Origin of the sequence: Marinobacter sp. es.042 (genome assembly GCF_900188315.1) — a bacterium.
In the GTDB taxonomy this organism is placed as follows: Bacteria; Pseudomonadota; Gammaproteobacteria; order Pseudomonadales; family Oleiphilaceae; genus Marinobacter.
The window spans coordinates 1,874,074-1,888,985 of sequence record NZ_LT897781.1 but is presented as its reverse complement, the minus strand read 5'-3'; the positions used below and the strand labels follow the sequence as shown (position 1 = coordinate 1,888,985).

Here is a 14,912-nt window from a genome sequence, read left to right as displayed (position 1 = left end):
GTGAATTGTAAGAAAATAACCGCCGTGATGAAACGAAGGAGGTCATTATGCTGGCCAGCGATCAGGAATTGGAAGAGGCAGGCAACCGCCTTGGTGAACGACTGCTGACAACCGGCCGTACAGTTGCTACGGCGGAGAGTTGCACCGGCGGCTGGGTTGCGAAGGTACTGACCGATCGTGCCGGTTCTTCGGCCTACGTGCTGGGTGGCCTGGTCACGTACAGCAATGAGGCCAAGCAGGGGCTTCTGGGCGTAACCCGGAAATCGCTGGATGAACATGGTGCGGTCAGCGAACCTGTGGTGCGGGAAATGGTTGCCGGTGCCCTGGTGGCGACAGATGCTGACGTTGCCGTGGCTATCAGTGGTGTTGCCGGGCCCGGCGGTGGCAGCGAGGACAAGCCTGTGGGCACCGTCTGGTTTGCCTGGGGTAGCAGTCCGGCCTCCACCGTGGCTGTGGTAAAACACTTTGAGGGCGATCGTGATCAGGTCCGCAGGCAGGCCGTTCTCTTTGCCCTTCAAGGGGTTAACAATTTTGTGGACGAAGTCTGACGGCTTTCACATCCGGAGGGGTTGGTCTCCTCTGCGGGTTATGTTTTAATACTGTTCAAATATACAGGGAATTGGCTGTTCGAGCTGTACAGATTCCCGATTCACTATTTCGCTGCCAGCCTTTTCCTGAGGGTGGCGGCCCAGGCGACAGAGGGTTTGCACTGATGGAAGACAACCGCAAGAAAGCATTGAGCGCAGCACTTGGGCAGATTGAGCGCCAGTTCGGCAAGGGCGCCGTGATGAAAATGGGTGATCAGCCCCGCGAAGCCATTCCTGCGGTCTCCACCGGTTCCCTCGGCCTGGACGTTGCCCTGGGTATTGGCGGTCTTCCATATGGTCGAATTTGCGAAATCTACGGTCCGGAAAGTTCCGGTAAGACGACGCTCACCCTGCAGGTCATTGCCGAAGCACAAAAAGCCGGCAAAACCTGCGCATTCGTGGATGCCGAGCATGCGCTCGATCCGGTTTACGCCGAAAAGCTGGGCGTCAATGTGGACGACCTTCTGGTGTCCCAGCCGGATACCGGTGAGCAGGCCCTGGAAATTGCCGACATGCTGGTTCGTTCCAATGCGGTAGACGTGATCATCGTGGACTCCGTGGCGGCCCTGACCCCGAAAGCGGAAATCGAGGGTGAAATGGGCGACAGCCACGTAGGTCTGCAGGCGCGACTTATGTCCCAGGCGCTTCGCAAGCTGACCGGTAATGTCAAACACGCTAACTGCCTGATGATTTTCATCAACCAGATTCGTATGAAAATCGGGGTTATGTTTGGCTCGCCCGAAACCACCACCGGTGGTAACGCGCTGAAATTCTACTCCTCCGTTCGCCTTGATATCCGCCGCATTGGTGCCGTGAAAGACGGTGACGAAGTGGTCGGTAACGAGACCCGCGTGAAAGTGGTCAAGAACAAAGTATCGCCGCCGTTCAAACAGGCCGAGTTCCAGATTATGTACGGTAAGGGCATTTACCACATGGCGGAAGTGCTGGATATGGGCGTCAAGGAAGGCTTTGTCGACAAGTCCGGAGCCTGGTACGCCTACAATGGCGACAAGATCGGTCAGGGCAAGGCCAACGCCTGCAAGTTCCTGGAAGAAAACATGGACATTGCCAACGAGATCGAAGCCAAGGTTCGGGACAAGTTGATGCCTAAGCCTGAACCGAAGAAAGACGCAAAGGAAGAGCCTGCAGAAGCCAACGGCGAGCTGCTCTAAGCTTGATGTAGGGAGGATGTATGGATGACATGAAGAAACTTTTGATTGTTGCTCATGCGCCCTCCCCGAACACCCTCCGCCTTCGAGAAGCTGTGGAGGAGGGTGCCCGCCATGAAGATATCGAAAACGTTGAAGTAACCGTTCTGGCACCGTTGGACGCGGGTCCCGATGACGTTCTGGCCTGCGACGCCATTATTCTGGGCACCACTGAGAATCTCGGGTATATGAGTGGTGCTTTAAAAGACTTCTTCGATCGCAGCTACTATCCTTGCCTCGAGAAAACCCAGGGGCTACCCTTTGCCTATTACATTCGAGCTGGCCATGACGGCACGGGCACCAAGCGGGCGTTAGAAAGCATTACCACCGGGCTACGCTGGAAGCTGGTCCAGGCTCCTTTGATCTGCCGGGGTGAATACCGGGATGAGTTTGAAGATCAGTGTCGGGAGCTGGGGATGTATGTTGCGGCCAGCCTTGACGCGGGGCTGGTTTGATTTGAAGGCCTGGCTCAACTGGCAAACCGGTTGTAGAAGCCTTCAATCCGCGACAGGGCATTGTCGACAGTCCGTGAATAGCCCTTCTTGTCCAGGCAATAGCTGAACTGGACACTGACGCGATAGCCGGTCTGGAAGGGCTGGCATTCCACCACCCGGGCACAAACCCGCGATTCGCTGATGTACTTGCCGTCAAAATCCATGAACAGACGGGCGCCCGGCTCTACTGGTCGGGGGCATAGCACTGCCATTCCGTACCGGTTGAGGTCCAGGCAGGTAACCGGCGTGGGGTGTTTGCCACGACCAAGGAAGCTACGCTCCCGGAGCTTGACCTTCAGGCAGGAGGCGGGGTAACGATCCTTGATTCTGCGCTCTGCGGAATCATTGGTCATACGCTGGCGTCCGTTGCGTGCATTGTCATTATAAGTGGGACGTGAAGTGTAGTTCCGGAAAGGCTGCCTGAAAAATGAGCGGTGGCGGAATTGTGAACTGCCTAACAAAATCCCGCGCACTGTACGCAACTCCAGAAATCTTCGTGCTGAACGCGACAGAGCCGACCGCAGAATCTACAATGACCGGCCAATGTGTTAACCGTTACAGGACCAAACCTTGAAGTCACTGCCTCTGCACCAGCTTTACAAAGCCTGTGTTCTGAAAGATCTGCCGTTCAAAACCACCAAACAACTGGAGCCCCTGGCTGAAATCGTTGGCCAGAACCGTGCCCAGGAGGCTGTGCGTTTTGCTCTGGCAATGCCCCATGGCGGTTACAACGTCTATGCCGTTGGCCGTAATGGCCTGGGTAAGCGCACCATGATGTTGCGTTACCTCGAGCATCATGTGGATACGGATCAGCAGAGCCATGACTGGTGCTACGTGGCCAACTTCGAGGAGCCGCGCATTCCGAAGCTGTTGCAGCTCCCGGCCGGTAAGGGTACCCAGCTCAAACAGGATATGGAAAAGCTGATGAGTCGCCTGGTCAAGGTTATTCCCCAGACCTTTGACAGCGACAGCTTTCTTGAGCGCTCGGAACAGTTGAAAAACGAATACGGTAAAAAGCAGGAGGACGAGCTGGAGAAGGTGGCGGCCCAGGCCAAGCGCAAAAAAGTCAGCCTCACTGTGACAACCCCGGGCGGTTATCGGCTAGTGGCCATGAATGGCGACGAACCCCACACTGCGGAATCTTTCCAGGCCCTGACCGATGAGCAACGCGACAAGTTTGAAGATTCCATCAACAGGCTTGAGAAAAAGCTCCGGCAGGCGCTTCGCAAACTGGCGGACTGGGAGCAGGAATACGCTGATAAACAGCAAGCCCTGAACCAGGAAACCCTCGAGAGTATCTCGGGCCATCAGATTGATGAGCTGATCGAGAAATACAAGGATCTGCCGGACGTGGTCGCCTTCTTTGAAGCGGTTCGGGCGGACCTGGTTGAAAATCTCGAGATCTTCCTCGATGACAACGAGGAGCAGGCAGCGATTGCTTATGCGTCCCTCGACAAGAAGATGCCCCGCCGTTACCTCGTCAATGTTCTGGTGCATCAGAAAACCAACGAAGTGCCGATGGTGGTGGAGGATAATCCCACCTACCACAACCTGTTCGGTTACGTTGAGAACGTCACCTACAAGGGCACCGTGTTCACGGATTTCTCCCTGATTCGTCCGGGCAGCCTGCACAGGGCCAACGGTGGCTATCTGTTGATGGACGCCATCAAGGTTCTGGAGCAACCGTTCGTATGGGATGGCCTCAAGCGTGCGCTACGTTCGAAGTCCATACAGATAAATTCCCTGGAACGGGAACTGACGCTATCCGGAACCATCTCAATTGAACCGGAATCGGTGCCCCTGGACGTCAAGATTGTTCTGTTCGGCGACCGTGAAACCTGGATGTTGCTGCAGGAATACGATTCCGAATTCGCTGAGCTGTTTCGAGTCACGGCGGATTTCGAGAACGAAATGTACCGTTCCGATGACAGTCAGCTGCTATATGCCAAGTTCATCGCCAGTCTGGTGAGCGAGAAGAAGCTGCTGCACTGTTCGAACAAAGCGGTTGCCCGGGTGATTGAACATAGTTCCCGTATGGCCGAGCATCAGGATCGACTGTCCCTGCACGCGGCCGATATTGCCAACCTGCTGCGGGAATCCGATTTCTGGGCCCGTCAGGCCGGTGCCAAGCTGATCCAGGACCTGCACGTTGAGCGCGCGCTGGAAAGCGCGAAATACCGCAGCAGCCGGATCCGGGATCAGTTCTATGATTCCATCCGTGACGGCACGACGCTCGTAACTACAAGTGGCACGTGTGTTGGCCAGGTTAATGCACTCTCGGTGCTGTCCACGGGTGGATTTGAGTTCGGTCTTTCCAACCGTGTCACCGCTACCTGCTATTATGGAGATGGCGCGGTCATGGATATTGAGCGAGATGTAAAGCTTGGTGGCAATCTGCACTCCAAGGGCGTGATGATCCTGAGCTCCTGGCTCGCCTCCCATTTTGCGGTCAACGATCCGATGCACCTGTCGGCCAGTCTGACCTTCGAGCAGAACTACGGTGAAGTGGACGGAGACAGTGCTTCTCTGGCAGAGCTGTGCGCGCTGATTTCGTCCCTTTCCGGTATACCGGTTCGACAGGATCTTGCGATTACGGGGTCGGTCAACCAGTTTGGTGAGGTTCAGCCCATTGGCGGTGTCAACGAAAAAGTGGAAGGCTTTTTTACCACCTGCCAGCTCAAGGGTGGGCTTTCAGGCAGCCAGGGTGTCATTGTGCCATCCACCAATGTGCAGAACCTGATGCTTGACAGCGAAGTGGTTCAGGCAGTGCGCGGGGGGCAGTTTGCGGTGTACGCGGTCGCCCGTGTTGAAGAGGCCATAACGCTGCTGCTTGGAAAGCCTGCGGGCAAGGCCGATGAGAAAGGCAGGTACCCGAAGCAGAGCGTTTTTGGCATTATCCAGCAACGGCTAGAAAAAATGCGGGAACACGAGCGCCAGGAACATGCCCGTGACGACCATAAAGACCCGTCAATTCACTGACCGGCGATCATAAGAAAACGGACAGGAGAGAACACACCCATGACTGATATCCAGCAAACCGTGTACGTTGTTGAGGACGATGAAGCAGTCCGCGATTCCCTGGAACTGCTGCTGAAATCCGACGGCAAGCCGGTAAAGACCTATGAGAGTGCAACCGCTTTCCTGAAGGACTATTCCGACAAGATGGCAGGCTGCATTGTGCTGGATATTCGCATGCCGGGCATGGACGGTATGGAGCTCCAGAAGAAGCTTAATGAAAAGCACTCCATTCTGCCGATCATCTTTGTGACCGGGCACGGTGACGTGCCTATGGCCGTCGACGCCATGAAAGAGGGTGCTGTGGATTTCATCCAGAAGCCCTACCGTGAGGAGGCGCTGCTGGAGAAAATCGAGGCAGCTCTCAAACAGGACCAGGAGCAGCGTAAGTCTCTGGACGAGAAGCAGGAGATCATTCGCCGCATCAAGAGCCTGACCCCCCGGGAACACGAGATCATGGACCGGATGATAGCCGGTCAGGCCAACAAGGTGATTGCCATTGAGCTGGAAATTAGCCAGCGCACGGTCGAGATCCACCGTTCCCGCGTTATGCACAAGATGGGAACCCATTCCCTGGCACATCTCGTTCGTATGGTCCTGTCCGTAAAGGACCTTATCGACGCAGGGTGATCCCGGCGGCATCATACGGTTACTCTTCTAACCGGCCCGACATTTATGACTGAAGCTGTCAGCGAGAACTCGGAGGTGACGGTTCTGCTCGTGGATGACAATCCGCAGAACCTCAAAGTCCTCTATGAGACCCTGAAAGACAAAGGTTACCGGCTACTCATTGCCAACGAGGGCGAAAAGGCCCTCGACCTTGCCCACCGCCATCAGCCCGAAGTGATTCTCCTTGATATCATGATGCCGGAGATGGACGGCTATGAAGTCTGCGAGCGCCTCAAGGCCGCCCCGCAGACGGCAGACTGTGCCGTCGTCTTTCTGTCTGCGCTGGACGACCTGCAGGCAAAGGTGAAGGGCTTTTCACTCGGCGGTGCCGACTACATCTCCAAGCCGTTCCAGTCCCAGGAAGTGATCGCTCGCGTGAAAACCCACGCCAGCGTTATTCGTCTTGAAAGAGAGTTGCAGGCCCGCAACCGGGAGCTGCAAAGCGACCAGGCCCGGATTCTGAACTCCATCAGCGAAGGCATCTACGGCCTCGATGAGAACGGCATTATTGAATTTGCCAATCCGGCGGCGGCATCAATTGTTGGCTGCCCGGTGGAAGAGTTGATTGGTCGTGATTTCTTCGAAACCCACTTCGCGACTGCCGGTGACAATCCGGACGGACTGCCGGTGAAGGCGACCTGTCAGCAGGGTGTGGCCGAGAACCAGCGGGATATCCGAATGCTAAGGGCCGACGGAACCGGCTTTCCGGCGGAGTACCGCTCAACCCCGAAACTGGACTCTGACGAGCTCCACGGTGCCGTTGTTGTATTCCGGGATATCACCGCCGAACTGGACAATGAAAAGGCGCTGGAGGATGCCCGGCAACTGGTTCAGGAACAGCGCGATCAGCTTGCCCATACCTCGCGCCTGACCACCATGGGTGAAATGGCCGCCGGGGTTGCCCACGAGGTGAACCAGCCGCTGACCGCCATCACCAATTATGCCCGGGTCGCCAAGCGGATGATGGCAAAGGAAAGCCCTGACATGGGGCTGCTCCAGGAGACCCTCGACAAGATCGAGGCACAGTCCCATCGTGCCAGTGAAATCATCCGACGCATTCGTAGATTCATGAAAAAACCGGCGACGGGCAAGGAAGTACTGTCAGTGCCCGCGTTGCTGGAAGACACCCGGCAGTTTGCCGAGGTGGATATGCGTAATAACAAGGGCGCCATTGAGCTGTCCGTGCCTGAGGACATGCCTGAGGTTCTGGCCGATCCGGTTCAGGTGCAGCAGGTCGCCCTGAATCTGATTCGCAACGCTCTGGAAGCGACCAGCAGTATTGATTCCAGCGCGCCGGTAGAAGTGAGTGCCAGTGTGCAGGGTGGCACCTGTGTTCGAATCCAGGTACGTGATCATGGCATCGGCCTCTCGGAAGATGCCGAAGAGAAACTGTTCCTGCCGTTCTTCACGACCAAAGACGAAGGGATGGGGATTGGTCTTTCAACCTGCCGTTCCCTCATCCAGGCGCAGGGTGGTGACATCGGTTTCGAGCGGCCGGAAGGCGGTGGTGCCTGTTTCTATTTCACGTTGCCCGTTGCCGGCGCCCAGGGTTCCCCCTGCGCACCGGATGGCAAGCCTGCCTAAAGCCAGTCGACGCGCCCGGTCAGATGGGGCGCATCGCCTTTGGCATTCAGCACCTGGTAGTCCCACCCCGTTTCTCCGGTTTTCCAGTTCAGCTGGGCTGTACCGGGCAGAAACAGCGGTTTCTTGAACTGGCAGCTGATGCTGAGGGCACTGCCTTGCCAGCCTTCCTGTTGCTCCAGTAGCGCCAGTGCGTGGGCTTTGGTCCACATGCCGTGGGCGATTGCCCGTGGAAAGCCGAACGCTTTGGCGCTCAGGGCATGCATGTGGATCGGGTTGCTGTCGCCGGATACCCGGGCGTATTGCCGGCCAATCGATTCGGGCGCCTTGAAATTTTCGGTGTTCGGATAACGTTCCAGCTCTGGCGGTGTTTTTTTGCCGGACGACTTGCTCTCGCCATCCGGTTGTCGGAACAACGTCGTGCTCGCTTCTTCCCACACCAGTTTACCAGCCGAGCGAGCCTCGGTGATGAGATCAAACTCCACGCCCCGGTCACTTTTCACGGTATTCCCCAGCCGTACAGATAAATCCAGGTTCTCCCCGGTGCCGATCGGCCGGTGCTGGGTAATGGTGTTTCGCAGGTGCACCAGGCCCAGCAGCGGCAGGGGAAAGGCCTTCTCGGTGAGCAGTTTTAGGTGCAGTGGAAAAGCCAGCACATGGGGCCAGGTAACGGGCAGATGACTACCTGCCGCGAAGCCACAGACCTGCTGGTAGCGCTTGAGGTTCTTGCCGGCAGTACTGACGCCAAGCAGGCTGGCAGACAACTCCGGGATGCTGACGTCACCGCCGGTTTGCTTTTGTTTCGGCAGCAGTGTTCTGCCATACATGGGCAATAAGGCGGGTGGTGTCGTGTGGTAAACGAGGGTCTCTGGCATGGATTTCCTCCTTTATAGCCTCGACCGGAAATGCCGGCGCTGCCTGAGTAAAAGCGTAGTAGCAGAGGATATGCTTTTTTTTACATTTTGGTACAACTCGGCGTTCGTGGCCTGATATGCTCTAATATAAGACGATTGTCTAACAGGGTGCCTTTTCTGGGCCCTCTGGGTCTGACAAACCTCTGGAGTGTGGCAAACCCTGCCAGATCAGGCATTGACCTGGCGAGCCCCGGCGACTGTCCGGCCGGCCAAAGTAGAAGTCAACAAATAAGAAAACGGGATCTTATGCAGGAACTTCGTGACGCGGGAGTGATGTTGCGCCTGATTTATGAGGCGATGAAAAAGAAGGGAATCGATACCAATGCGATTTTCAGCCGTCTGGGTGTGGATGAAAATTACGTTTATACCGAACAGCTTCGAACTCCCCACAGTGCGCAGATGTACTTCTGGCAGGCTGTTGAGGATGTTTCCGGCGATCCGGATGTTGGCCTGCATCTTGGACAGCTGCTGCCAGCGTATAAGGGGCAGGTGCTGGAATACCTCTTTCTGAGCAGCCCAACATTCGGCGAGGGCCTGCGTCGGGCCCAGAACTATCAGCGTCTGCTGAGTGATGCTGCTAACACCGATTTCTTCATTGAGGGCGACGATGCCTGCATGGTTCTGGATGCAGCGTCTGATGATGTACGTCGTTTACGGCATTTCAATGAATGTTTCGTGCTGGGATTGATTACCTTTTTCCGCTCCATCACCGATGGCAACTTTTACCCGTCACGCATCGAGTTCGAGCATGAGCGTGCCGAGGGCCAGGATCATGTTCGCGAGGTGCTGGGGTGCGACGTCACCTTCGGTGCGCCGGAAAACCGGCTGTATTTCCCGGCCAAGCTGCTTTCCCATGCCTCGCCGCATGCCGAGCCGGAGCTGCTGGATCTGCACGAGCGGTTTGCCAGCGAACAGGTTGCCCGGTTGGAGAAGAAAGACATCGTTGGTCAGGTGGAGCGGATTGTCGCAGAGCTCCTCGATAGTGGAGAGGTCACCCTCGATGCCGTGGCCGAGCGGCTCGGCATCAAGCCGAGGACCCTGCGTACCCGGCTGACAGAGGCCGAGACCAGTTTCAATCAGGTACTCGCGGATTTTCGCTATCGCCTGGCCCGTCAGTTGCTGGCAACCACCGATGAATCCATTGATGAGATTGTCTATCTGACCGGCTTTTCTGAGCCCAGCACTTTTTATCGCGCATTCAAGCGCTGGTCCGGAATGACACCTATCGAATACCGCAAAACCGCCCAGGGCAAGGACGCCATGGTCGATGCCATGTAACAGAACGCTTTTTCTGAAAATATTTAAGAAAAAGCGTTGACATAACAGGGCGCCTCTTTATAATGCGCCCTCGTTGTCACAGAGCAATCACACCCTTGATTGCCAAGCCTTTTCAAGGCGAGCTGTGATGACCCGCACGGAGCGGTAGTTCAGTTGGTTAGAATACCGGCCTGTCACGCCGGGGGTCGCGGGTTCGAGTCCCGTCCGCTCCGCCATTTTTGCCCCTCGTTTTACCTTTCACGTTATCCGACCTTTCCAGTTGTATTGCATTCAACGCGAAGCTTCATTGTCATCGTTCTGTCATTGAGAACTTCTAGGCTATTTCTGGAAATTCAGGAATCAGGAAGGCTGTGATGCGGGATTACGAAGAAGAGTTGATTGAAAACCAGTTCGAAGAATATGAAGACGATGATGGCTGGGACGACGCCATGGAGTTATAGGCAAGGGATGAAACCATCACCGATGTCACCCATGCCTGATCTGCTTTCGGTGTTCCCCGGGGCTTAGATTGAACCAGCGCCGGTAGGCCTTGTGGAAGGCCGCAGGATTGGCAAAGCCCAGAAGCCAGGCAATCTCCGCCAGTGATGTCTCTGTCTCCCGAATATAATCCCGCGCCAGCTGTTTTCGCGTTTCATCCACCAGTTCCCTGAATCCGGTTTCCTCGGCGGCGAGTTGTCTCTGGAGCGTCCATGGCGCAACCCCCAGTTTAACTGCAATGGTTTCCAGGCTGGGTGTCTCGCCCCGAAACAGGGGTGTGAGGAGGTTTTTTACCCGGTCGCCCGTAGTCCATCCCCGTCGTATCTGCTGAAGTTCCCGTTCGCAGAGATCCGAAATCTTTTCATGCATGGCCGGCTGAGCCTGCTGGCTGGTGCTTTCCCAAATATCCTGCCGAACGGTAAGGCTGTTGTTGGAAGCCCCAAACTGCACGGGGCAGCGGAACCAGCTCTCGAACAAATCATCCTGGCTGATTGATCGGTATTCGATAGTGACCTTCTCCAGAACGTCATAACGGCCCGTAACGGTCCGGAGAAACTGGGTCCACGCAGCAAGAACGGAATCCACCACGAAGTAGTTGAAGCCGTTATAGGGACGAATCGAGTAGAACTTTGCTTGCCGGTTTTCCGGTTGGACAGTTGGAACGCCGCGGCTATTGCGGCTGGTTAGCAGAGCGTAGCGAATCAGCGTGGCGAGTGCCGCGCCAGCGGTGCCGGCGGTTTCTCCGGCCAGCCCTGCAATCCCCGCGTCGACAGGGCGTGATAGCGCTCCCATCCTCAGCCCGAGAGCCGGGTTGCCGGTCTCGTTGATCGCGGCATGCCCCAGACGCATGAACCGCGGGATGCTGATGCGCGCTTCCGGTGATGTCAGGGTCTGATGGTCAAGCTGGAAACGGGATGCCAGTTCTGAGCTGCTGGCGCCTTCGGCTTCGGCGGCCCGCAAAAGAGCCGACACATAGAGAACACTGATGTCTCCGAGTGAGTTTCGGTTTTTTGACGGGCTGGATAGGTGGGCGTTCATTGAAGCCTTTGTCTGACATGTTATCCAAAGATAATAAAATGTTATCCCTGGATATTGTCGATGGCAAGATGCGCGGGTAGTTTAAGGCTCAACAATGAATGGAGCCCTGTGATTTACAGGCGTTCCGCCCAAGATCACGACTAGGAGAGCAAACATGACCGCGAGCACGACGCCAGGCGTTGCCAAATACCCGAACCTGCTTGAGCCACTGGACCTTGGTTTTACCAAACTGCGTAACCGCACCCTGATGGGTTCCATGCACACCGGCCTGGAAGAGGCCAAAAATGGCTTCGAACGCCTTGCGGCATTCTATGCAGAGCGTGCCCGTGGTGGTGCTGGCCTGATCGTGACTGGCGGTATTGCTCCGAATGTGGAAGGGGGCGTTTTCCAGCACGCCGCCAAGATGACCACCGAAGAGGAAGTCGAAAAGCACAGGGTCATTACCGATGCGGTGCATGGAGCCGATGGCAAGATCTGCATGCAGATCCTCCACGCTGGCCGCTACGCCTATTCTCCGGAGCTGGTGGCACCCTCGGCCATTCAGGCGCCAATTAATCCGTTCAAGCCCCGGGAACTGGATGAGGACGGAATCGAGAAGCAGATTCAGGACTACGCGGAGTGCGCCGCACTGGCGCAAAGTGCCGGTTATGACGGCGTTGAAGTGATGGGGTCAGAGGGTTACTTCATTAACCAGTTCATTGTGTCTCACACCAACCATCGGACTGACCGTTGGGGTGGCAGTTACGAAAACCGCATTCGTCTGCCGATCGAAATCGTTCGCCGGGTTCGTGAGCGAGTGGGTGAGAACTTTATCCTGATCTACCGCCTGTCCATGCTGGATCTGATTGAAGACGGCAGTACCTGGGAAGAGGTAGTGCATCTGGCCAAGGAAATCGAGAAGGCGGGTGCAACCATCATTAATACGGGCATCGGCTGGCATGAGGCTCGCGTACCTACCATTGCCACCTCAGTTCCCCGGGGCGCATTTACCAAGGTGACCGCGCGGCTGAAAGGTGAAGTGAGCATTCCTCTGGTCACCACCAACCGGATTAACATGCCGGACGTTGCCGAGAAGATTCTGGCCGAGGGCGATGCCGATATGGTGTCCATGGCCCGGCCGTTTCTCGCAGACGCCGATCTGGTTCTGAAGGCGGCGGAAGACCGCGCGGAGGAGATCAACACTTGCATCGGCTGTAATCAGGCCTGCCTTGATCATACCTTCAGTGGCAAGCTGACGTCCTGCCTGGTCAATCCCCGCGCCTGCCATGAAACCGAGCTTACCTATGTGAAGACCGCGAAGCCGAAATCCATTGCGGTGGTCGGTGCCGGCCCGGCCGGAATGGCTTTCGCTTCCGTGGCAGCAGAGCGTGGCCACAAGGTGACGCTGTTTGACGCAGGCAGCGAGATTGGTGGCCAGTTCAATGTTGCCAAGCTGATTCCGGGCAAGGAAGAGTTTTACGAGACGTTGCGTTATTTCCGGGTGATGCTCGACAAGCATCAGGTGGATGTACGCCTGAACACCCGGGTTAGCGCTGACGACCTGAAAGCCGGTGGCTTTGACGAAGTGATTCTGGCTACGGGCGTAAAGCCGCGTACGCCGGAAATCGAGGGTATCGATCATCCCAAGGTGATCGGTTATCTGGACGCGTTGTTGGAGCGCAAGCCGGTTGGCCAGAAAGTGGCTGTGATCGGTGCCGGCGGTATCGGTTTCGATGTCTCCGAGTTTATCGTTCACAAGGGCACGTCGGCTGCTTTGGATACCGATCACTTCATGCGGGAGTGGGGTGTGGATCTCAGCGTTGAGCATCGTGGTGGCATCCAGGGCGTTGAGCCCCAGGTGCCGGAACCGGCCCGGGAAGTCTATCTGCTTCAGCGCAAGGCCTCGAAAGTGGGCAAGAACCTGGGCAAGACCACCGGCTGGATTCACCGGACTTCCCTGAAAAACCGTCAGGTTCAGATGGTGCCTGGTGTGACCTATCGTAAAATTGATGATGAGGGGCTGCATATAACGGTCACGCCGAAAGGCGCAGAGCAGGGCGAAGATCGTGTGCTGCCCGTGGATACCATTATCGTCTGCGCGGGCCAGGAGCCGCTGCGTGAACTGCAAAGCGAACTCGAGGCAGCGGGTCTGCCAGTTCACCTGATTGGTGGCTCGGATGTGGCAGCTGAACTCGATGCCAAGCGAGCGATCAACCAGGGCAGTCGCCTGGCAGCAGAGCTTTAAGCGCAAACACGATCACAAATCGTTGCACTTTTTCCCTGCGCAGAAACGATTGTCTGGCTAGACTAATAGCTTTGAGTCTGTCGAGTCGTTGAACTTTGGAGAACGTGCAATGGTGTCTGCCGACCAGGCAACCGATGGTTATTCGGCGGTATTTTTTGTGGAAGGAAGCCAGGTGGCCCGCGAAATGCGGGCCACGGAATTCGGCGCTTTCCTGGATGGCTACGTTGGGCTGTCCGATCTTGCCGAAACCGATGTCAGGGCTGTTCTGGTTGAGTTGAGTCCCGATCTTCGTGTTCAGGCACTCGTGTTCTTCCGAATCTGGTTTGATGAGGAGGGCAGGGCAGACAGTCACTGGAACCTGCCGATTGAAGAGCTTGCCAGGCAAGGTGCAAAGGGGCCGGACATGGGCGGTGGTCCGATCCGGCTGGTTTGCCGAAGCCAATGCCCCGATCCCAAGTTCAAGGAGGATCTTTGGGACCCGGACATGACCCCGGGGAATAATCATTTCCAGGCCATTCGCAAGGCAGTAGAGGCCAATAGCCTTAAATTCCGCAAAGTTGAGCCGGTACAGGAAGAGAATATTCCGGTTCTGAGTGAGCAGGCAGAAGATTCTTCGGAGCGCGAAGAGGCCGCAGCCGCCGCCGACCGTTCCCGCCTGGCGCAGTTGATTCGTGAGCAACGCCTGCGGATCAAGACCCTCCAGAGTGTTCACCGCGACGCGCTTTCGGATATCCAGCGAGAGCACCGGCTGGAGGTCCAGGGGTTACGCAGTGATATTGCGGATCTCGAGCAGAAATACGAACGCCAGCGCCTCAGTAATGAGCAGCTCAAGAAGCGACTTTCCGAAAGAAACGAGCAGTACCTCGCCATGCAAGAGCAGATGGCCGCGGTAGGTGAGGAGAAACAGCGGGAGGATTCAAATGCGGGTGCCGAGCTCCTGCTCCTCAGGGAGCAGCTGGAGCGGCGTCAGCGCGAACTCGAGCTGAGAGACGAGAAGATTGTAGCTCTCGAGGAAGAGAACCACGAGCTGAGAAACCGCGAACCTCCGGAAGACTCCATCATGGACCACCTGAAGCGCCAGGCGGTGTTTCTGGTGGCCTACCAGCCAGGCGTCGGTCACGTAACGCTGCCCTTCAAGGACATTGAGACCTACTTCAGTAACCCCACCGCCTATGCCGCGGAACGCTGCGGCATGAATGAGCCCGCCTATCGTGAATGGCTGGATCACTATGAAAATCCCGTGTGCACCCAAAAGGGCAACGATGGCAAACCCTGTGGTGAGCCGATCCTGCGGGTAAGCCAGCCCTCGGAATTCCGCCCGGGTGTTGATGATCGGTGCGAGAAACACCAGGCCTGAGGTTCGAACTTTTTCAGTATCGGGGTGACTTTCGTTAAACTGTACGCCAGATTGTCACCGGGGTAACGGT

Annotated in this window: 12 protein-coding genes and 1 tRNA gene; 10 read left to right on the top strand and 3 right to left on the bottom strand. The window is 56.5% G+C overall.

The window, feature by feature from the left end:
* Positions 1 to 47 precede the first annotated feature (47 nt).
* The 3 genes from pncC (at position 48) to CFB02_RS08865 (ending at position 2,250) form a co-directional block, all read left to right on the top strand.
* Positions 48 to 548 carry a nicotinamide-nucleotide amidase gene (gene pncC, locus CFB02_RS08875; protein WP_088557708.1) on the top strand — a complete coding sequence of 167 codons (501 nt, stop codon included), beginning with the start codon at positions 48 to 50 and terminating at the stop codon, positions 546 to 548.
* A 164-nt stretch (positions 549 to 712) separates the two neighbouring features.
* Positions 713 to 1,759, top strand: coding sequence for a recombinase RecA (recA, locus tag CFB02_RS08870; RefSeq protein WP_008170534.1), 1,047 nt, complete (start codon positions 713 to 715; stop codon positions 1,757 to 1,759).
* Positions 1,760 to 1,779: 20 nt separating this feature from the next.
* Positions 1,780 to 2,250, top strand: coding sequence for a flavodoxin family protein (locus CFB02_RS08865; protein WP_172835815.1), 471 nt, complete (start codon positions 1,780 to 1,782; stop codon positions 2,248 to 2,250).
* Positions 2,251 to 2,264: 14 nt separating this feature from the next.
* On the opposite strand, the gene CFB02_RS08860 is transcribed toward CFB02_RS08865, so the two are convergent.
* Positions 2,265 to 2,642, bottom strand: a complete 378-nt coding sequence (locus CFB02_RS08860) for a PilZ domain-containing protein (RefSeq protein WP_088557707.1) — start codon at positions 2,640 to 2,642, stop codon at positions 2,265 to 2,267.
* 217 nt (positions 2,643 to 2,859) lie between these two features.
* Between CFB02_RS08860 and CFB02_RS08855 the strand changes: the two genes are divergently transcribed.
* The 3 genes from CFB02_RS08855 to CFB02_RS08845 are packed head-to-tail and all read left to right on the top strand — an operon-like array spanning position 2,860 to position 7,557.
* Positions 2,860 to 5,268, top strand: coding sequence for a Lon protease family protein (locus CFB02_RS08855; protein ID WP_088557706.1), 2,409 nt, complete (start codon positions 2,860 to 2,862; stop codon positions 5,266 to 5,268).
* A 39-nt stretch (positions 5,269 to 5,307) separates the two neighbouring features.
* The gene (gene fixJ, locus CFB02_RS08850) at positions 5,308 to 5,934 is read left to right on the top strand and encodes a response regulator FixJ (protein ID WP_088557705.1); all 627 of its coding nucleotides are present in this window, start codon (positions 5,308 to 5,310) and stop codon (positions 5,932 to 5,934) included.
* Between the two features lie 45 nt (positions 5,935 to 5,979).
* Positions 5,980 to 7,557 carry a response regulator gene (locus CFB02_RS08845; protein ID WP_088557704.1) on the top strand — a complete coding sequence of 526 codons (1,578 nt, stop codon included), beginning with the start codon at positions 5,980 to 5,982 and terminating at the stop codon, positions 7,555 to 7,557.
* Here CFB02_RS08845 and CFB02_RS08840 read toward each other — a convergent pair.
* Positions 7,554 to 8,429: a MaoC family dehydratase gene (locus CFB02_RS08840; protein WP_088557703.1), complete on the bottom strand. Its 876-nt coding sequence runs from the start codon at positions 8,427 to 8,429 to the stop codon at positions 7,554 to 7,556. The two genes, CFB02_RS08845 and CFB02_RS08840, sit on opposite strands and share 4 nt — an antisense overlap.
* A 285-nt stretch (positions 8,430 to 8,714) precedes the next feature.
* Here CFB02_RS08840 and CFB02_RS08835 point away from each other — a divergent pair, with 285 nt between their 5' ends.
* Positions 8,715 to 9,746 (top strand): AraC family transcriptional regulator, encoded by a 1,032-nt coding sequence (locus CFB02_RS08835; protein WP_008170520.1) that lies wholly within the window; start codon positions 8,715 to 8,717, stop codon positions 9,744 to 9,746.
* Positions 9,747 to 9,884: 138 nt separating this feature from the next.
* A tRNA-Asp gene (locus CFB02_RS08830) sits at positions 9,885 to 9,961 on the top strand.
* A gap of 250 nt (positions 9,962 to 10,211) precedes the next feature.
* Here CFB02_RS08830 and CFB02_RS08825 read toward each other — a convergent pair.
* Positions 10,212 to 11,261 (bottom strand): AraC family transcriptional regulator, encoded by a 1,050-nt coding sequence (locus CFB02_RS08825; RefSeq protein WP_088557702.1) that lies wholly within the window; start codon positions 11,259 to 11,261, stop codon positions 10,212 to 10,214.
* A gap of 154 nt (positions 11,262 to 11,415) precedes the next feature.
* On the opposite strand from CFB02_RS08825, the gene CFB02_RS08820 reads away from it, so the two are divergent.
* Positions 11,416 to 13,485: an NADPH-dependent 2,4-dienoyl-CoA reductase gene (locus CFB02_RS08820; RefSeq protein WP_088557701.1), complete on the top strand. Its 2,070-nt coding sequence runs from the start codon at positions 11,416 to 11,418 to the stop codon at positions 13,483 to 13,485.
* A 109-nt stretch (positions 13,486 to 13,594) separates the two neighbouring features.
* The gene (locus CFB02_RS08815) at positions 13,595 to 14,842 is read left to right on the top strand and encodes a DNA repair protein (RefSeq protein ID WP_088557700.1); all 1,248 of its coding nucleotides are present in this window, start codon (positions 13,595 to 13,597) and stop codon (positions 14,840 to 14,842) included.
* Positions 14,843 to 14,912 lie beyond the last annotated feature (70 nt).